At 65.3% G+C, this 19,990-nt stretch carries 12 protein-coding genes; 5 read left to right on the plus strand and 7 right to left on the minus strand.

Annotation, left to right across the window (positions count from 1 at the left end; translation table 11 throughout):
• Window positions 1-2 precede the first annotated feature (2 nt).
• Genes M2367_RS08940 through M2367_RS08965 form a run of 6 tightly spaced genes read right to left on the minus strand, consistent with a single transcriptional unit; the run spans window position 3 to window position 13,945 of the window.
• Window positions 3-6,308, minus strand: coding sequence for a non-ribosomal peptide synthetase (locus M2367_RS08940; protein WP_259236484.1), 6,306 nt, complete (start codon window positions 6,306-6,308; stop codon window positions 3-5).
• Between the two features lie 13 nt (window positions 6,309-6,321).
• Window positions 6,322-7,071: a 2,3-dihydro-2,3-dihydroxybenzoate dehydrogenase gene (gene dhbA / locus M2367_RS08945; protein WP_259236585.1), complete on the minus strand. Its 750-nt coding sequence runs from the start codon at window positions 7,069-7,071 to the stop codon at window positions 6,322-6,324.
• 17 nt (window positions 7,072-7,088) lie between these two features.
• Window positions 7,089-10,178, minus strand: a complete 3,090-nt coding sequence (gene amoF, locus M2367_RS08950) for an amonabactin biosynthesis non-ribosomal peptide synthetase AmoF (RefSeq protein ID WP_259236485.1) — start codon at window positions 10,176-10,178, stop codon at window positions 7,089-7,091.
• Window positions 10,175-11,092, minus strand: coding sequence for an isochorismatase family protein (locus M2367_RS08955; protein ID WP_259236486.1), 918 nt, complete (start codon window positions 11,090-11,092; stop codon window positions 10,175-10,177). Before M2367_RS08955 ends, amoF begins: the two co-directional genes overlap by 4 nt.
• Before the next feature lie 22 nt (window positions 11,093-11,114).
• Window positions 11,115-12,788, minus strand: coding sequence for a (2,3-dihydroxybenzoyl)adenylate synthase (locus M2367_RS08960; RefSeq protein WP_259236487.1), 1,674 nt, complete (start codon window positions 12,786-12,788; stop codon window positions 11,115-11,117).
• On the minus strand, window positions 12,785-13,945 hold the full coding sequence (locus M2367_RS08965; protein ID WP_259236488.1) for an isochorismate synthase MenF: 1,161 nt from the start codon (window positions 13,943-13,945) through the stop codon (window positions 12,785-12,787). Before M2367_RS08965 ends, M2367_RS08960 begins: the two co-directional genes overlap by 4 nt.
• Before the next feature lie 374 nt (window positions 13,946-14,319).
• Here M2367_RS08965 and M2367_RS08970 point away from each other — a divergent pair, with 374 nt between their 5' ends.
• From M2367_RS08970 to ppk2, 5 genes are all read left to right on the plus strand, one after another.
• Window positions 14,320-15,126 carry a siderophore-interacting protein gene (locus tag M2367_RS08970; RefSeq protein WP_259236489.1) on the plus strand — a complete coding sequence of 269 codons (807 nt, stop codon included), beginning with the start codon at window positions 14,320-14,322 and terminating at the stop codon, window positions 15,124-15,126.
• A gap of 222 nt (window positions 15,127-15,348) precedes the next feature.
• Entirely contained in the window at window positions 15,349-16,455 is a 1,107-nt protein-coding gene (locus tag M2367_RS08975; RefSeq protein WP_259236490.1) for a 3-deoxy-7-phosphoheptulonate synthase, read from the plus strand.
• A gap of 147 nt (window positions 16,456-16,602) precedes the next feature.
• The gene (locus M2367_RS08980) at window positions 16,603-17,679 is read left to right on the plus strand and encodes a PQQ-dependent sugar dehydrogenase (RefSeq protein WP_259236491.1); all 1,077 of its coding nucleotides are present in this window, start codon (window positions 16,603-16,605) and stop codon (window positions 17,677-17,679) included.
• 57 nt (window positions 17,680-17,736) lie between these two features.
• Window positions 17,737-17,859 carry an entericidin A/B family lipoprotein gene (locus tag M2367_RS08985; protein WP_259236492.1) on the plus strand — a complete coding sequence of 41 codons (123 nt, stop codon included), beginning with the start codon at window positions 17,737-17,739 and terminating at the stop codon, window positions 17,857-17,859.
• A gap of 327 nt (window positions 17,860-18,186) precedes the next feature.
• Entirely contained in the window at window positions 18,187-19,011 is an 825-nt protein-coding gene (ppk2, locus tag M2367_RS08990; RefSeq protein WP_042041379.1) for a polyphosphate kinase 2, read from the plus strand.
• 145 nt (window positions 19,012-19,156) lie between these two features.
• Here the strand turns inward: ppk2 and M2367_RS08995 are convergent, their stop codons facing one another.
• Window positions 19,157-19,951 carry a DeoR/GlpR family DNA-binding transcription regulator gene (locus M2367_RS08995; protein ID WP_042041376.1) on the minus strand — a complete coding sequence of 265 codons (795 nt, stop codon included), beginning with the start codon at window positions 19,949-19,951 and terminating at the stop codon, window positions 19,157-19,159.
• Window positions 19,952-19,990 lie beyond the last annotated feature (39 nt).

Below are 19,990 nucleotides of genomic sequence, written 5' to 3' on the forward strand. Positions count from 1 at the left end.
CGTCATGACACCGCCTCCGGCAGACGCACCAGCCAGTGGTTGAACAGTGCGCTGGGTGAGGCATGGGCCTTGAGATCCCGCAGGGTCAGCGGCTGGTGATCCGCCGCAAAGGCCCGATTCAGCGCCGCCAGCAGGGTGAGCTGCTGCACCGAATCCACCCCGAGCCCGGCCAGGCTCTGCTGCCAGCTCGCCCCCTCGCCGCAGTGTTGCTGCCACAGGGCCAGCAGACGACGGGCCTGGGGATCCTGGGGCAAGGCATCGACCGGACAGGCCTCGCACTGCGCAGGGGCCAGGCTCGGAGCCACTGCACGGGCCGCCTCGACGCCCGCCAAACGAGCGGGCTCGGTCAAGGAGACCTGTGCCAGCCATTCAAGCTCCGCCATCCACTGCCCCAGGACCGCCTCGGCGCGTTCACGCCCTATCAGCTCGCCATCGTATTCGAAGCGCAGATTGAGTTGCCCGCCACGGGCATTCACCACCAGGGAGAGCGGCAGCTCCACCTTCTCGACCACGCTGCCAAAGTGCGGCATCAGCTGATGGGGCTCCAGCGTCCGGGGCCGCGCCGGCATGGGGTAGTTCTCGAACACGAACAGGCTCTGGAACAGACGAGCCCGGCCCTTGGTCAGGGCGGCGAGGGACTGGGTGCCGTGCTGGTTGAGGGCCAGCGAGTCCCGTTGCAGCTGCGCGATGTGCTGCCCGAGGCTCGCCTCGGTGCGCCAATCCAGGGCGAGCGGCAGGCTGTTGATATAGAGCCCGACGCTGTCGGTGATCCCCTCGATGGGGAAGTCCCGGCCCGGGGTCACGTTGCCGACCAGGGTGACCTCGTCGCCGCACTGGCGAGCGAGCAGCCGATGCCAGGCATACTGGGCCAACAGCCCGGCGGTCACGCCGAGCTCGCGGGCCCGACTTTCCAGTTGGGTAGAGATACCTGATGCCAGGGTCTGGCCGCAGACCTCGGGTCTGTGCTGGGTCAAGTGCGGCTCCAGTGCCACCCCGAACAGGGCGGCCAGATCGTTGGGCCGTGCCAGCAAGTGGGCGCGCCCCTTCCAATAGGCCTCATGCTCGGCTCTGTGACTGGCGATATGGCGGCCGAATTCGAGCCAGGCCCGGTCCGGACTTGGCTGCGGCAGCCGCTCGTCGAGCTCGGCCTGCTGCATCCCCTGTTGATAGTGACGATGCAGGCTACCCAGCAGCACAGGGCCGCTCCAGCCATCCAGCACCCCATGGTGAGCGCTCAGGATCACCCTATGGTGATCGGGGGCCAGTTTGAAACAGGCGATGCGCAGCAGCGGGGCTTTGTCCAGCGCAATGGGCCGGGCCAAGTCCTGCTGGCGATAGGCCGCGATGTGTGCCTCGGCCTGCACGTCGCCAGACAAGTCCTCATAGTGGAGCGGCAGCTCGGCGTGGCGCAGGATACGCTGCAGGGCAACGCCCTCCTCCACCAGCAAGGCGGCGCGCAGCACGGGCCAGCGGGCGAGCTGCCCCTGCCAGGCGGCCTGGTAGACAGTCACATCCAGCCCCTGGTGATAGTCCATCTCGGTCTGCAGGTGGTAGGCGCTATCTCTGGGGGCCAGCGCCCTGTGATAGACCATGCTCTCCTGCAAAGAGGTCATGGGCAGCAGGGTCTCGACCTCGCCCCCTGCCAGCCGCGGATCCAGTACCCGATCCAGCGCACTCTGGCAGAGCGGCAGCCCGGGGAAGTCACTCGGGGTGTGGCGCGGCGACTGCACCGCGCAGCAAGCCTCGACCAGCGCCGCCAGATTGGCCGCCAGGGCCGTCATCAGGGCGTCGCTCGCCCCTTGGTTGAGGGCACCGACCTGACGCAGGGTGAGGCAACCGCCGTAAACACCGCCGTGCAGACTGATGAGCTCGCGCGGCAGGTTCTGTGGCGCCGAGGGTTGGCCCGGCGCGATGGGCAATGGCTGCCAGGGGGCAGGCGTGCCTCTGTGGGAGACCCCCAGATAGTTGAAGACGATGGCAGATTGCGGCAAGGCGTGGGGCAACCCCTGACCACGAGGGTGGTGCAGGCCCAGGGCGTTGAAGCCCACCCCCTTGTCCGGCACCGCCCGCAGCCGCTCCTTGGTATCGCACACCAGATCCCCCCAGTTGCCCTGGTTGGCCAGCGCCAGCGGATAGGTGCTGGTAAACCAGCCGAGGGTGCGGCTCACATCCAGTCGCGGATCGATAGCTTCACGGCCGTGCCCCTCCAGCATCACGCACTGCTTGGCGCCGTAGCCGAGATCGCAGAGGGTGCGGGTCAGGGCCGCCAGCAGCAAGTCCGGCACCTGGGTGAAGTGAGCCCGATTGGCCTCATCAATGAGGCGAGCCGTGGTATTTTCATCAAGGCGCAGCAGGCTGGCGGCTGCGCGGCCATCCGGGGCCCGCTGCGCCTCCAGCAGCCGCTGATCCATACCTTTCCCCTGGGCCTGCCAGAATGCCAGCTGCTGCTCTTCACGCAAGGCATAGGCCTTGAGCCCCTCGCCCCACTGGCGGTAGCTGCTGCCCTTGGGTGCCAGTTCTCTGCCCTCGGCGAGACGCACCAGATCTTCGGCCAGGATGCGCCAGGAGACGGCATCGATGACCAGATGGTGGAAGGCGATAAAGAGCCCTTCAACCGGCGCTGCGTCCGCCTCGCTCGCGAGATTGCAAAGCCGGGCCCAGGCCAGGGTCTGGCCGAGCTCGGGCTGGAAGGAGCCCTGCCAGCGGGTCAGGCGAGCCTGCAACTCGGCCTCATCCAGTCCGGCCGCGTCCAGCACATGTAGGGGGGGCAGCGCCAGTTCGGGCAGATAGCGTTGGCCTGTCTCGGTCACGGCCAGACGCAGGGCGTCATGGTGAGCAGTCAGGGTATTCATCCAGCCAGTCAGGGCGGCGTCGTCGATACCGGCGGGCAGGCGCAGGATCACCCCCTGGTTCCAGTGACCGGACTTGGCGAAGCCCTGCTCGAAGAACCAGTGCTGGATCGGGTGCAGGGGGAATTCCCCCTCGAGCACGCCCTGCTCCGTCAGGTGGTTGACGACTTGCTGTTGACCGAGCTGGCGGCAGAGGCGGCGCACCGTCTTGGCCTCGAACACATCTTTCACGCTGCAGTGCAGCCCGGCATCCCGCAGCCGGGTGGTGAGCTGGATGCTGAGGATGGAATCCCCGCCGAGGCGGAAGAAGTCATCCTCGACCCCAAGGGGCTGCTTGAGCACCCCTTGCCAGATGGCGAGCACTTGTCGCTCCAGCTCATCCTTGGCCTCGCTCTTGCTCTGCTGCCAGTCGATGGCGGGCAGGCGGCGCAAGTCCAGCTTGCCGTTGGGGGTGAGCGGCATCTCGGGCAGCCAACAGAGCTTCACCGGCACCATGTATTCCGGCAGCTGTTCACCGGCCCGTTGCAACAGCGCCTCGCCATCTGGCTGCGTAGCGCCTGACTGCAAGCAGGCATAGGCCAGCAGGCGACCCTGTTGCACCACCACCTTGATCTGGCGGATGCCTGGGCACAGTGCCGCAATCTGGGTTTCTATCTCCCCCGGCTCGATGCGATAGCCGCGCAGCTTGATCTGCTCGTCCAGTCGGCCCAGATAGCTGACATTGCCATCGCGGCGCAGCAGCGCCCGATCGCCGGTGCGATAGAGGCGATAAGTCTGACCATCAAGAGTGAGCTCGACGAAGGCCTCATTGGTACGCTCCGGCAAGTTGAGGTAGCCACGGGCCAGGCCGAGCCCGGCCAGGCAGAGCTCGCCGGGTACCCCGACCGGGCAGGGGTTGCCTGCCTCGTCCAGGATCAGCGCTTTTAAATTGCTGATGGGCTGGCCTATGGTGATGGGCGCACCCGGGCTGAGCCGCGCGCAGAGCGCCGTGACGGTGCACTCGGTGGGGCCGTACATGTTAAAGAGGGCGACCCTGTCTCCCCAGCGCTCCACCAGGCTGCTCGGGCAGGCTTCGCCGCCAAAGCCGATGGCCTTGAGGGAGCCGAGAACCGCTGGCGGCAGCAGGTTGGCGAGCAGGGCGGTGGGCAATATCATATGGCTGGCGCCGCACGCCATGGCCGCATCGATCACCCCCTCCCCCGGCTCGCCAAAGTGCAGGGCCGCGCCGCAGTAGAGCGGCAGCAAGGTGGTCATGTTGCCCGCATCGAACGAGAGGGACATGCAGTTGAACATGGCGCCGTCCTGATCAAGGGCGATGCGCTCTGCATGATCCGCCATCAGGTTGACCAGGCTGCCCTGCTCCACCATGACTCCCTTGGGCAGACCTGTGGAGCCCGAGGTGTAGATGATCTGGGCCAGCATGGCGGCATCCCGGGGGATGGCGGGGGCGCTGGTCGGCAGCCCATCCAGCGCCAGCCGATGCAGGTTGTGGTAACCGGCAGCCGTGCCCGCCAGCGCCTCCCCAAGCCGCGCATCCGGCTCGCCCCCCAGCACCAGCGCGATGCCAGCGTCGCTCAGGATATGGGCCAGCCGCTCGGCAGGATAGGCGGGATCGAGCGGCACATAGGCCGCCCCCACCTTCCAGCAGGCGAGCAGGGCGATGACGAAGGCCGCGTCCCGCCTGGCCTGAATGCCGATGGCGGCGCCCGGGTTTACTCCCTGGGCCTGCAGCCAGTGGGCCAGCCGGTTGGCGCGCTCTTCCAGCTCGCCGTAACTCAGGGCACCCTCGCCGTCACTCACCGCCAGGGCGTCTGGACGGGATGCTGCGCGACGTTCGAACTGGCAGAGCAGGGTGTCGCGGCTGGGGTAGTCCTGCGGCAGGCTGGCCAGCTCGGCGGCGAGCGCGGCACTGTCTGTGCCCGCTTCCAGGGGCAGTTGCCAGATATCGGTCTCCGGGGCCGCCACCACGGCGCGCATCAAATGCAGCAGGCGATCGGCGTAAGACTCAATGGTGGCGCGCTCGAACAGGGCGGTGGCAAACAACCAGTCCACCCTGACGGAATCCATAAGCTCGGTCACCTTGACCGAGATGTCGGTCTTGGCGGGCAACACCGGCGAGGTCTCCTCCAGCAGCTGGCAGCCGGGGATGAGATCGTTGAAATCCACCTTGGCCTGATAGACCAGCATGATCTGGAAGATGGGGTTGATGGCGGTGGTGCGATCGGCGCCTATTGCCTCGGCCAGCGCCTCGAAGCGGTAGAGCTGGTGATCGAAGGCCGCCAGATCCTCCTCCCGGCACTGCTGCAGATAGTCGATAAAGCTGGGCTTACCGCTGAGTTGAGTGCGCAGTACCAGGGTATTGACGAAGAAGCCCACCAGAGACTCGATTTCGTGGCGCTCGCGATAGGCAAGCGGGGTGCCGATGACGACTTCCTTCTCGCCGCTCTGGCGCACCATCAACAGGGCGAACAGGGCGTGCAGACCGATAAAATTCGAGGTGTTGTGGCGCTGGCACAGCCGCTTGAAGCTCTCCCACAGGGCGTTGTCTATGGTGGAGAAGACCAGCTCGCCGCCGCTGGCCTGATGGGCCGGGCGCGGCTTGTCCAGCGGCAGGCCGTGCACTTCGGGGCTACCACCCAGCCTGTCCACCCAGAACGGCTTGAACTCGGCGTGATAGTCAAGAAAGCGCGGTGAATTGAACCAGCGGGCATAGTCGAGGTAGGTGAGCGGCAACTCGGGCACGCTCAAGGCTTCCCGGTTCTGGTGGGCCAGGAAGGCGCGCTTGAGATCGGCGAACATGTTCTTGACCGACCAGCCGTCGGAGATGATGTGGTGCTGGGTGATGAGCAGCACGTGCTCATGGCTGCCAAGGCGGATGAGGTGCACCCGGCTGAGATCCCCCTGAGTCAGGGAGAAGGGGCGCCCTATCTCTTCGCGCACCCGGCGGGCCACATAGGCCTCGCGCTCGACATCAGGCTCTGCACTCACGTCCTCAATCTGCAACTTGAAGGGCGTATGGGGCAGGATCTCCTGGGCCCCCCTGCCCGCCTCGTCCTTGACGAAGCGGGTGCGCATGCTGGGGTGGCGGGCAAACAGGTGATCGAAGGCAAATTCCAGGGCGGCCGTGTCCAGCTCGCCACTGACCCGGAAGTAGACCGGCATGTTGTAGAGGTGGGAGGCCTCCTCGTACTGCTCGATAAACCAGAGCCCGCTCTGGGAGGAGGAGAGCGGCCCCTGCTGGGCGCCTTTCGTTTCAATCTGGGCAAGGATGGGGGCCTCGAAGGCGGCGCGCGCGCCTAGGCAGCGCACCAGCTCATCCTTGTGCGCCTTGATGAGGGCACCGATGGCCGGGGTCACCGCCTCCTTGCTCGATTGGGAGATGAGCTGACCCTTGTCGTTCAGGGCCAGTTTAACGCCCTGGCGCTCCAGCTGCTGGAGCAGCGCAATCATATTGTTCATCTGTGTTCAGACCTCAGGCACTCAAGGTGGCGCCGCCGTCGACGACCAGATCCTGCATTGTGATGTGACTGGCCAAGTCAGAGGCCAGGAAGAGGACGGTATTGGCAATCTCGCGCGGGGTGGCGATCTTGTTGAGCGGTATACCGAGCTTGAACTGATCCGGCAGCCCTTTGATGGTGCGGGCCATGGCCCCCTCATCCGGCAGCATGCCGCGCAACATCTCGGTATCCGTCGAGCCCGGTGACACCAGGTTGACCCGCACGCCGAAGGTTGCCAGCTCCAGCCCGACCGTCTGGGTCAGGCTGGTGACCGCCGCCTTGGAGGCGCAGTAGGCCGCCATCTGCATGCGCGGCACATGGGCGGCGTTGGAGCCGATGGTGACGATGGCGCCGCGCCGCTGGGCCTTGAAATGGGGCACCAGGGCTCGCAGCAGGTAGAAGACGCCGCTGGCGTTGACCCCTATGCAGTCATCCCAATCGCTGTCGCTCAAGGCTTCGGTGGGGCCTAGACGCAAGACCCCGGCCCCGTTGACCAGCACATCCAGCCCGCCATCGGCCAGCAGCCGTTCACAGCAGGCATTGACCGCCTGCGAGTCACGGATGTCGAGCTCGCGGGTGGCGAAGGGGTAATCCGCATGGGGGAAGGCTTGATCCAGCCCGATCACCTCGGCGCCGGCGGCCACGAACTGCTGTGCCACCTCATACCCTATGCCGCGCCCGGCCCCGGTCACCCAGACCCGCTTGCCACTGAAATCAAAGTTCATCATCTGTTCGCCTTTCATCACCACACCATCTCCACGCTCTCTTCGTCTTCAGTCAGCTTGCCGTCGAGGAAGCGGCAGAAATCATCGAGGCGCGGGTGATCGAACACGTCGGAGACCTTGACCTGCACCCCGAACTCGGCGCCGAGCCGGTTCACTATCTGTATGGTCTGCAGGGACTGGCCCCCCAGCTCGAAGAAGTTGTCCGCAGGCGCCATGGTGGCCAGCCCCAGGATCTGCTGCCAGATGGCGCCAACCCTGTTCTCGGTCTCACTGCCCAGGGTCAGGGCTTCCCCGCCCGCCTGGTACTGGGCCAGCAGCCCCTTACGATCCAGCTTGTTGGAGCCGGTGCGGGGCAGTTGATCAAAGTGGCGATAGTCGGTGGGGATCATGGCGGCGGGCAGCACTTTGGCGAGCTGCCCCTTGATGACCCGGCTGTCGCGCTCGGCCCCGGCCACGAAGGCCACCAGCCGGCGCACATTGCCGATGCTCACCCCCTGCACGCAGGCCTCATCCACCCCGGGCAGGGCCAGCAGCTGGGCCTCCACCTCGCCGGGCTGGATGCGATAGCCGCTTATCTTGAACTCGTTGTCACGGCGCCCCAGGTAGACCAGACGACCGGCCACCCAGCGCACCCGATCGCCGGTGCGATAGACGGGCAGATCCCCCTCACCGATCCTCAGGGTGCCAAAGCTTCCCGTAACGCCGCCCACATAGCCGTTGGCGAGCTGCGGGCCGAGCAGCACCAGCTCCCCCTCCTCGGCGGGTTGCTCCCCTGCCCCCAGAATGAGCGCCTGCATGCCGGGCAGCGGCAGGCCGATGGGCAACTGGGCCTGGGTCGGATCTTCCCCTTGCAGCTCATGAGTAGTGACCACCACCGTGGTCTCGGTGGGACCATAGGTGTTGAACAGGCGCACATCAAGGCGGCCCTGGCGCTGCCACTGGGCCAGCTGCTCGGGGTAGACCGCCTCGCCACCGATGATGACGGTGGCGAGCGTGGCCGGAATATGGGCCTGACCCGCGCCCAAGGACACCACCCACTCGTTCCAGAAGGCGGTAGGCAGGTCGAGGTGGGTGATCCTCTGCTGCTCTATCCCGGCCACGAAGGCGGGAATGGATTCGAGCAGGGCGTCGGTGCGCAGCACCAAAGTGGCGCCGGCACTCAGGGTGGCGAACACCTCCTCGATGCTGGCGTCGAAGTTGAAGGGGGCGAACTGCAACATCCGCGCCTCTTCATCCAGGTGATAACGGCAGCGGGCGGCGGCGGCGAAGTGATCCAGCGCGCCGTGGCTGATGGCTACTCCCTTGGGCAGACCTGTGGAGCCGGAGGTGAACATCAGATAGGCCAGGGAGGTGCCGCTGGCGGGCTGGCAGAGGCGATCCGCGCTCACCAGATCCCCGGCCAACAGGGTGCGGCCTTCAAACAGGCTGGCCAGCTTGTGGCGATATTCGGCCTGGGTGATCAGGGTCTTCACCTCCCCCAGCCGCAGGATATGGCCCTGACGCTCCAGGGGCTGCTCGGGATCCAGCGGCACATAGACGGCGCCGGCCAGGAGCACCGCCAGCTGGGCGAAGATGGCCTGGGGGCTGCGCGCCAGCATGACCCCGACCCGCTCCCCTGGCTGCACGCCAGCACCTTGCAGGGCCGCGGCCATCTGCTCGGCGCGGGTCAAGAGCGCCTCATAGCTAAAGCGGGCTTCCCCCTGCTCCAGAGCGATCTTGTCCGGGGTGTGCGCCGCGAAGTGACAGAGCGCGTCCAGCACCGGCTGCACCTTAAGCTGCTCGTGGGCGGGGCCGCAGATAAGGGCCCCCTGACGCTGCTCGGCCAGCCAGTCGGCCTTGAGGGTGCCCAGGGTCAGGGCTGGCTGGGCCAGCCAGCGGCCCAGCAGGGTGAACAGGGTATCGGCGATGGCCGCCAGATCGGTCTGCTGGTAGCAGCCGGGGTTGGCATCCAGATCCAGTCTGGGCTGGCCATCGACGCCGACCTGGATTTCGATGGTGAGATCCTCCACCGGCCCGGCGCTGATGTTGAGGATATGGGCACTGAGCGGCCCGAAGCGGCGGGCATGATCGAACGGCATGATGTTGACCAGGGGGCCAAACAGCCGCTTGTCGCCCCCCACCAGACCAAGGTCGCGGCGCAGCAGCTCGTAGCGATAGTGTTGATGCTTGCGCACCCCGCGCTTGGCCTTGGCCACGGCGCCGGCCGCCCCCGCCAGATCGCTCTCATCATTGAGTGCCAGCGCCAGGGGAGTGATGTTCATTTGCATGCAGGGCACGGTCAGGGACGCCGATCCGATGCGGTTCATCATCATCAGGCCGAGCAGGGTCTCGCGCTGGCCGCTGGCAAGGGACAACTGGGCCGAGAGACCGGCCAGCAGCAGATCGGGCCAGCCCAGCTTGTGCTCGTCGGCAAAGCCGGTCAGGGATTGCCACAGTGCCGCCGGCAGCGGGCGGCTCTCGCGAATAAACTCGGCGGCGATGGGGGCGCGGGCCTCGCCAAAGGACTTCACCTCGGGCCAGTCCTGCAACTGCTCCTGCCAGAAGCTGCGGGCGGCGGCGTTCTTGCCGTTCTCTTCCCGGGTCACTTCTTCTGCCAACACCTCATCCAGCAGGCCGAAGGGGGACGGCGACAGCATGGCCCCCGTCAGCCCTTCCCCATAGAGCTCGGCGATGCGCTGAAACAGCAAGGTGGTACCAAAACCATCTAGGGCGATGTGGTGCACACAGCTGTAGAGATAATCCCGCTCCAATCCACGCAGCAGGGCGAAGCGGCAGGGGGATTCGCGGGTCAGCTCGAACGGACGGCGCAGATCGGCCCAGGCCCAGGCGCGAGCGGCGGCCTCGTCGTCACTCGCAAGGTTCACCTCGCCATAGGCGAGGGGTGCCTCGTGGGAGACGAAGCAGACCGCCTCCCCGTTCTGCTCGAAGTGGCCCTTGAGCGCCTCGCACTCACCCACAGCCCGGGTGAGCGCGGCCACCAGCAGGTTGCCATCGACCTTGCCATCGAAGGCGATGCACTCGGCGGTGTTGAACATCGCCTTGTCATCATTGAGCAGATGACCGGACCAGAGCCCCTGCTGGGGTATGGTGAGGGGGAAGCGACTCATGGGGTCACCTCCAGGTTTTTTTGCTCAGCCAGCTTAGACTCCACCAGGCGCCACCAGCCGTTGAGGGTCGGCAGCTTGGCCAAGTCCACGAAGCCGAGCTCCACCCCGGCGGCGCGCCACTCGGTGAGCAGGCCCATGATGCGCACCGAATCCAGGCCGTAGTCGATGAGGTTCTCGTCCGGGTCAAACTCCCCCTCGTCCTCGTCGATATGGCTCAGCAGTCTGGCCTTGAGCCCTTCATAACTCAGCAAGGGGTTCAGCCCTTCTGCTTGAGCCGCCTTGGCCGCTGGTGCTATGGCCAGCACCTCCTCGCAGGGCACTACCTTGCCGCAGCGGGTCGCCACATAGTCCAGCGCCATCTGGTGATCGGCCAGGGAGAAATCCGCGATCCCGTCTGCCAGGAAGAAGGGCTGGATGTCGCGCATGAAGGCGTCGCAGGCGGTCATCATGCAGCCGATATGGCCGTAGATGCCGCCGATGATGAGCTGATCCCGGCCTTGGGCCTTGAGCATCTGCTCGAACTCGGAGCGCTGGAAGGCGCTGTAGCGCCACTTGACCAGTACTGTGTCGTCGCGCTCCGGGCGCAGCGCTGCCACCACCTGTTGCAGCTCGGGACTCTTGTTCAGACCCGGGCCCCACATGTCGTTGAGCAGAGCGCGATCCTCTGGCGCCTGATCCTTGGGCTGGGCGGTGTAGAAGACCGGAATGCCGAGGGCCTTGCAGTGCAGGCGCACCGCCGCCAGGCGCTCGGTCAGGGCCGCGATCAGCGGGCTGTGCTCGCCATAGAAGGCGGTGAAATACTCCTGCATGTCGTGGATGAGCAGGGCGGCGCGCTTGGGCTCCAGGGTCCAGCTGACCTTGTTGGCCTTCCATTGGCTGGGCATGGCGTAATTGTTCAGAGTAGGGATAGCCATAACGTCATGATTCCTTTTAGTTTTAAACTGTGAATGTGCTGTCTGCCTGGCTGCTGGCAAGAGAGTGGGCGATGCGCTCACGCAGCCCCTGCTTGTCAATCTTGCCCACCGCCGTCATGGGCAGGGCGTTGATCATTTCGAACCTGTCCGGCAATTTGAATTCGGCGACACCGCGCGCGCGCAGGAACTTGCGCAAGATAAGCGCCTTGAGGCCCGGCTCTGTGGTGACGATAAAGGCGCAGCTCTTCTCCCCCATGGCGCTGTCCGGCATGGAGACCAGGGCCGCCTGGGTGATGGCCGGGTGGTGCAGCAGCTGATTTTCCACCTCTTCCGCCGCTATCTTCTCGCCGCCTCTGTTGATCTGATCCTTCTGCCGACCCACCACGGTCAGGTAACCATCGGGGTCTTGCACCACCAGATCCCCGGAGCAGTAGAAGCCCTCGCTATCGAAGACCCGGGCGTTATGGGCCGGGCTCTGGTAGTAGCCGCGGAAGGTATAGGGGCCGCGGGTGTGCAGGGCGCCGGGCTGGCCCGGGGCGACCGGATTGCCCGCCTCATCGAGGATGCGCACCTCGTCATCCGGGCTCATGGGGCTGCCCTGGGTGTGAATTATCTTGTCGTCGGGGTCAGAGAGCCGGGTGTAGTTGACCAGGCCTTCGGCCATGCCAAACACCTGTTGCAGCTGGCAACCGAGCAGCGGACGGATCTTTCTGGCCACCGCCTCGGCCAGCTTGGCACCGCCCACCTGCAGCAAGGTCAGGCTGGCGAGCTGGCGACGCACGGACGGGTCCGCCTCGGCCGCCTGCAACCAGAGGGAGACCGCGGGCGGCACCAATGAGGTCAGGTTGACGCTGTGGCGGGCCACCAGCGGGAAACAGCTCGTGGGACTGGGATCTTGGGCCAGCACCACGGCGCCGCCCGCCTCGAACACCCCCAGGGCGCCGGGGGAGCTCAGGGGGAAGTTGTGGGGGGCCGGCAGGGCGCACAGGTAACGGGTATGGGGGCCGAGGCCACAGATCTCGTTGCTGCGGCGCACGCTGTAGAGATAGTCGTCGTGAGTACGGGGAATGAGCTTGGGAGTGCCTGTGCTGCCGCCGGAGAGCTGGAAGAAGGCCACCTCGTCCGCCGGGCTCGGGCCATGGGCCGGAGTCTGGGTCGGGCTGACATCCATCTCACCGAGCCAGTGGGCCAATCCCAACGCACCGCCTTCACCATCGAGCAGCACCAGCTCGGCGCCCATGGTTTGCAGCAATTCACCACTGCGATCTCCGCTTGCAAACAGGGGATGAGCGAGCGAGCCGATAAACAGCCTGGGACGGATCTGCTCGGCGTAAGAGGCCAGCTCCAGCCGATTGTGGCTAAAGAGCGCATTGACCGGGGCTATGCCGACTTTGAGCAGAGCGAAGAAGACCTGATAAAACTCGGCCACATTGGGCAGTTGCACCAGGGCAGTATCGCCAACCCTGAAGCCATGGCGGGCGAGCCGCGCGGCCAGCCGGGTCGAGCTGGCATCGAGTTCAAGGTAGCTGAGGCTGCGCTCGCCGCAGACAATGGCAGTGGCATCCGGCGCCGCGTCGCACTGGCGGCTCAGCATGGCGGTCAGCGGTTCACCCCGCCAGTAACCCTTGGCGCGGTACGATTCGGCCAGCTCGGTCGGCCAGCGGGTGTAGGGCAGGAAGCGGTTGGATTGACTCATAACGCCACCTCGGTGCCGAGGCCCAGGGCTTTTAGCATGGTGCCGAGCTTGGTGCCGGTCTCGGCCCACTCCATGGCGGGATCCGAGCCCGCGACTATGCCGGCCCCGGCGAACAGCTCCACATGGTGGCCATCGAGCACGCCGCAGCGGATCACCACGGCCCACTCGCCGTTGCCCTGGCTGTCGCACCAGCCGACGATGCCGCTGAACAGGGCGCGCCTGAAGGGCTCCTGCTCGCGGATGAACTGGCGCGCCAGATCCGTGGGATAACCGCACAGGGCCGGGGTGGGGTGCAGCTGGCAGGCGAGGGAGAGCACCGAGGCCTCTCCCCCGTGCAACTGGCCCGCGATGGGGGTGCCCAGATGCCAGAGGGTGTCGGTGCTCATCAATGAGGGTGACGGGGGAATGGTCAGCTCACGGCAGTGAGGGGCCAGCACCCGCCGGATCTCGTCGATCACCAGCCGGTGTTCATGCTGATCCTTGTGGGAGGCCAGCAGCTTGCTCGCCACCGCCTCATCCTGCTCCGGCTCGCCGCCGCGCTTGGCCGAACCGGCCAGCGGATGGGTGAAGACCGCGCCCTCACTGACCCGCAGCAGCAGTTCGGGGCTGGCGCCGATAAGGCGTCGGCCCTGCCCGAGCGGCAAGGAGAAGTGAAAGGCGTTGGGGTTCTGGGCCATCAAGCGGGCCAGCACCTGCTCGGGGTCGGCGGGCTGGCTCAGTTGCAGCGTGAGCTTGCGCGACAGCACCACCTTGGCGAGGGTGCCTTGCGCGAACGCATCGAGGGCCGAACTCACCGAGGCCTGAAACTCGGCGGCGGTGGGGATGCTGCGCACCGAGATGGCCTGGTTAGAGACCTGGGGAGAGGGCGCGCTGACCCGGCGCGAGCTGCGCTCAACGCGGCCAGGCACATAGAGGCAGGAGGCCTCGCCAGGATCGAAGGCAAAGGCGCCGATCAACAGCGGGTTAGCCTGGCCTGCGGCCTGCGCTGCCGCCAGGGCCTGGGCTATCTGCCGTTCCAGCCGCGACCATTCACAGGCTGGCGTCCTGATCGGCTGGCCCAGATCATGAGCCCGGATCTCTCCCAGGCTCGACGTAAACAGGATGTCGGGGGGCGCGGCCTGAACCGGCGCACGGGTTTCCATCACAAGAGTATCCATATCACACCCATCTAATACGACTCAAAATGATAATCATTATCAGTTTGTATTTATGCGGCGCTAAAATACTCGCTTTGAAATCCCCAGGTCAATGGAATTTACTCGGGACATAACTGGAACCTTTATACGGGTATAGCCATGCCGGGGGCCGGGTGCGACGAACGGCAGGACAGCTGCCCCTGAGCCAACTCCTTCTTCAATCCGGGGCTGCGACAGAGAATGACCGACTGACGTCCGGGAAGGGCGCCAAACCGTCAGGCGCGAGCAAGTGGCCGCCCCTGGCGAGGTGTCAGCCAAATCACACTCTCACAGGCAATTGATAATAATTTTCATTTGCCTGAGAATAAGCGCCATTGTCAGCCAGGAGTCTTCCCATGTCCCAGCCCGTCCCGGTCAATCGTCCCCGTCTGCTCACCGTCAAGGGGGTGCAGGATCTAACCCCTCATATGCGCCGAGTCTGCCTGACAGGCCCCGATCTCGCCGACTACCCCTTCACCTGTGGTGGCGCCCATATCAAGATCATGTTGCCGCAACCCGGGCAGCCCCATGCCGTCTTGCCAACACCCACCCCGCAAGGCCCCCGCTGGGAGGACGCGAGTCAGAAGCCCATCATGCGCACCTTCACCATTCGCGCCTTTCGCCGCGAGGCGCTGGAGCTGGATATCGATTTCGCCCTCCATGGCGAGACAGGCCCGGCCAGCCGGTTCGCCCTCCATGTCAAGCCGGGGGATAGCCTCGCCATCTCGGGCCCCGGTGGCCCCAGCCCCATGCTGCAGGTGGCCGATAACTACTACATGGTGGGGGATCTCACCTCCCTGCCCGCCATCTGCGCCATGGCCGAGGTGATGCCAAGCCAGGCCCGGGGACACATAGCCCTGCTGGTGCCCCATGAGCAGGAGATCCAGGATATTGCTCTGCCAGCCGGCGTCAGCCTGCGCTGGTTCATCGGCAGCCCGGATCAGACTGCGGCCCTGGTCAGCCACTTCACCAGCCTGCCCATGACGGGCGAGCAGAGTTACTTCTGGTTCGGTGGTGAGGAGGGCCTGGTCGTGCCCATGCGTCGCCACGTCAGGCGCACCCTGGACGTGGATCGCAGCCGCGTCTATGCCGTGCCCTACTGGCGCCATGGTAAAGACGAAGAGGCCTACCACCATGACCGTCACGACGTGATGGACAGCTAATCCTCCATCGGTTCCTGTCAGGGCCCGCGGCACACCAGCCCGGGCCCTGCTTGTTTCGGCCATCCCCATTCTGCTCTCCCCCCTCGTTAGTGCTTGCATGTCGGGCACAAAACAAGATAATGATAATCACTCTCAATTGAGGCGCTGGATAGCCCATGAGCAACACCAGATCTGTGTTGTATCCGGCCCCTTATCTTTCGTTCGCATCACAAGGTAACCCTGATGGCAGTCTTGAACTCGGTAATGCGTGCCTGCGCAGTGGCAGCACTCCCCACCCCGGCCGAACTCTTGGCACAACAACCCTGCCCGGCCCCCATGCAGGCCCGGATAGCACAACATCGTCAGCAGGCCAGCAACATTCTGAGCGGCGCCGACGACCGCCTGCTGGTGGTGATAGGCCCCTGCTCCCTGCACGATCCCAAGGCTGCCCTCGACTATGCCAAACGGCTGGCCCCGCTGGCCGAGCAGTATGGCGATCGTCTGCAGATCGTGATGCGGGCCTACTTCGAAAAACCGCGCACCACTGTCGGCTGGAAAGGGCTGGTATTCGATCCGTACCTAGATGGCAGCCATGATCTCGACCAGGGCCTGCGCCTGGCGCGCCAACTGCTGCTCGACATCGGTGACCTTGGCCTGGCGACAGCGACCGAGTTCCTCGATACCACCAGCTTCCTCTATCTCGCCGACCTCATCAGCTGGGGCGCCATCGGCGCCCGCACCACGGAGTCCCAGGTCCATCGTCAGCTTGCCTCGGCCCTGCCCTGCCCGGTCGGCTTCAAGAATGGCACCGACGGTAATGTCAGGGTTGCCATGGATGCCATTCAGGCAAGTCAGGCCTCTCACCTGTTCACGGCGCCAGGCAGCGAGGGCGGCATGGTCGTGATCCGCAGTGAGGGCAATGAGGCAGGGCACATCATCTTGCGGGGGGGCGCCCACCCCAATTACCACAGAGCCGATGTGGAGGCCGCCGCCGCGCAGCTGCGCCAACAGGGGCTCAACGGGCGATTGATGGTCGATTGCAGCCATGGCAACAGCCAGAAGCAGCACAAGAACCAGCTCAGGGTGGCCGAGGCCCTCTGCCATCAGCTGGCCGATGGCAGCCAGGCCATCGCCGCCGTCATGGTCGAGAGCTTCCTGATCGAAGGCTGCCAGGCCCCCGCCCCCTTGAGCGAGCTCACTTACGGCCAGTCGGTGACCGATGCCTGCCTCCACTGGGACGACAGCCTGCGCCTGCTCGCCATGCTGGCCGATGCCGTGTCGGATCGGCGCCGTCAGCACCTGACCCAGAGAGCGCCACAGCCCCAGTGGGATGCCCAGCTCGCCGGATAACTTCAACCGCTGGCGCCGCCCGAATGAAAGCGGCGCCAGCCACCCGGCGGCCATCACCCCTCCCCATCACGACCCCACGCCAGACCCGGCGCAGATGGCGCCCTCCCCTCTATACTTGGCCGATGCCCCCTTCACCCAAGGCCTCCCATGCTGCTGCGCGTTACCCTCTGTCTGCTGCTCTGCCTCACCTTGGCTCCCCTGCCCGGGGCAAGCCCCCTCAAGGTCGAGATAGTGCACAAGGGGTTGGTACACCCCTGGGGCCTGGTCTTTCTGCCCGGCGGCGATCTGCTGGTGAGCGAGCGACCCGGCCGCCTGCTGCGCATCCAGGCCGATGGCCAGCGCCAGAAGGTGTCAGGCCTGCCCGAGATAGCAGCCCAGGGCCAGGGTGGCCTGCTCGATCTGGCACTGGATGAGCAGGGCTGGCTCTATTTCAGCTACAGCGAGCCAGGCGCCGGGGGCAGCAGTACCGCCGTATCCCGCGCCAAGCTGAAAAATAATGCGCTGGTCGAGGTGCAGCCTCTGTTCAGTCAGCGACCCAAGGTGGAAGGGGGGGCACACTTCGGCTCGCGCCTGGTGCTGGGGAGTGATGGCCTGCTCTACATTACCCTGGGCGATCGCTTCAATTACCGCAGTCAGGCCCAGCACCTCGACAATCACCTCGGCAAGACCATTCGCCTGAACCGGGACGGTAGCCTGCCGCCGGATAACCCCTTTATTCACACCCAGGGTGCCCTGCCCGAGATCTGGAGCCTGGGCCATCGCAACATGCAAGGAGCCGCCTGGCGGCCCGAGGTCAACCAGTTCTGGACCCACGAGCACGGCCCCCAGGGCGGGGATGAGGTCAATCTCATTCTGGGTGGTCGCAACTATGGCTGGCCCAGGGTCAGCTTCGGCGAGGAGTATGGCGGCGGCAAGATTGGCGAGGGCAGTTCGGCCCCCGGCTTGACGAGCCCGCTCAAGGTCTGGGTTCCCTCCATCGCCCCCTCGGGCATGGCATTTCACTCGGGCGCTCACTACCCCCAGTGGCGGGACAAGCTGTTTATCGGCGCCCTGCGCGGCCAGTCACTGCGAGAGCTGACCCTGGCCGGTGACATCATAGTCGGCGAACGCACCCTGCTCGGGGAGCGGGGGGAGCGGATCCGCACCGTCAAAGAGGGCCCGGATGGCGCACTCTACCTGCTCACCGACGGCGCGGCGGGCAAGTTGCTGCGGTTGACCCCCTGAGCGCCCCCTCGGCTAGACTTGAGGCGACCGGCATCCCCAACCTCCACAAGGAGCACAATGATGAAAACCCTGACGATTATCCTCTGCTGCGGCCTGCTGTTCGCTTGCAATACCATGAGCGGCATGGGCAAAGATGTCGAAAAGGTCGGCGAAAAGATTCAAAAGAGCGCCGACAAATAACCCCAGCCGGGCGGTACCCTGCCGCCTGGCTCCCTTCTCTGGCCGCCCCGGCTTGCCACAGCGTTTGTGTTGCCACTTCCCATTGCTCCGCGACCAGACAGGCATCCCGCTCGCCCGCGTCATCGCCTTCCCGTGCCGAGGATCCCCTTGCGCTTGTTCACTGCGCCAGCCCCCGTTAACAGAGAGCGGCTGGCTGCCAAGCAGGAGGCTCATCCTGGCGATCCACGGTTCCAGCTGTGACCGACCCCTTGACTCAGTTACACTCTTGCTGTTGGCCGTCGATGCAGGCGGCCCTCCTCCACAGGGATCAGACAAGAGAAGGGAATCATGGGTAACAAGAAGAAAGCCAAAGCTGAACAATCAGTGCCGACAACGGCCCGTGAACAACTGGGTAACAAGGAGTACGCAAAGGAGCTACGCCGCCTGCACGTGGAGCTGGTGAAGCTGCAGCAGTGGGTCGTGCATAAAGGGCTCAAGGTGTGCATCGTCTTCGAGGGGCGCGACGGTGCCGGCAAGGGGGGCACCATCAAGGCGATCACCGAGCGGGTCAGTCCCCGCGTGTTCAGGGTCGTGGCCCTGCCCGCCCCCACAGAGCGGGAGAAGAGCCAGCTCTATGTCCAGCGCTACGTCCCCCATCTGCCCGCCGCCGGCGAGATCGTCATCTTCGATCGCAGCTGGTACAACAGGGCGGGGGTGGAGCGGATCATGGGGTTCTGCACCCCGGAGGCGAGCGACAAGTTCCTGGCCAGCACGCCGCAGATGGAGTGGTCCATGGTCGATTCGGGGATCATCTTGCTGAAATACTGGCTGGAAGTGAGCCCGGAGGAGCAGGAGCGGCGGCTGCGAGACCGTATCGATGATGGTCGCAAGACCTGGAAGCTCTCCCCCATGGACATCAAGTCATTCGATCGCTGGGATGACTACACCCAGGCGCGGGATGCCATGTTTGCCGCCACCGACACCACCTGGGCCCCCTGGTTCGTGGCGCGCTCCGAGGACAAGAAACGGGTGCGACTCAACATCATCTCCCACCTGCTGGCCCACATCCCCTACGAGGATCTGCCCGCCGACACGGTCAAGTTGCCCAAGCGCAAGATTGGCAAGGTCAAACCCACCGACCATCCGTTCCGCTATATTCCGGAACTCTTCTGAGTACCAGCAGGGGAGCCTGTCGCTCCCCTGTACCACGGCTATTGACCCTCCCTTGAAGCACAGGTGAAGCGCAGACGACGAGCCCGATAGCGCCCCGAGGCGCTTAGCCGCGCCCAGAGCCCTCTCTCAGACCCCGTCAGGGCCACTAGGCGCTGGCCTGAGCCAGGGGATCCCCATCCAGGCTCACCAGAGATAGCTGAACCCCGTGCTGGGCCAGCATATCGCGGGCATTCTGGGCCAGTCTGTCATCGGTGATCACCTGATCGACCGCCTCCCAGCCCACCACCTTGAAGGTGCCCACCTTGCCATATTTGGACGAATCACAGATGAGGATGCGGGTCGAGGCCGCCTCGACCACGGCGCGCTTGACCGGCACCTTCTCCTCATTGGGGGTCGAGATACCATGCAAGTCCCAGGAGGAGGAGGAGAGGAAGGCAATATCCAGATGCAGATTGCGCAGGAAGTGGGCGGTCGCCTCCCCGGCACAAGACTGGTTGTCACGGATCACCATGCCACCGGTGTGATAGAGGCGACCCAGACCATGTTCGATCAGGTAGGCGCACACCATGAAGTCATTGGTCACTATCATGAGGTCGTCGCGCAGGGCCAGCTCCCGCGCCAGCTCCAGGGAGGTGGTGCCCGCATCCAGATAGACAGTGCAACCCGCAGGTACCTGATCCGCGGCCAGGCGCGCGATGGCGAGCTTGGCCGCCTGCATCAGGCTGCGCTTGGCGGCGTGGGAGGGCTCGCTCTTGATCCGCTGGGAGAGGCTGACCCCGCCCGAGACCGACAGCACCCGCCCCTGTCGCTCCAGCTTCTGGATATCCCGGCGCACCGTCATGTGAGAGACGCCGAGCCGCTCGGTGAGCGCCAATATGCTGACCACGCCGCGCTCGGTCAGCAGTTGCAATATCTGTTGCTGTCGTTCTATGGGGATCATCGGGGCTCCTCCCTGTTGAGCCGCCATTCTAGCCCAGCT

This window comes from Aeromonas sp. BIGb0445, assembly GCF_024809075.1.
GTDB classification, from domain to species: Bacteria; Pseudomonadota; Gammaproteobacteria; order Enterobacterales; family Aeromonadaceae; genus Aeromonas; species Aeromonas rivuli.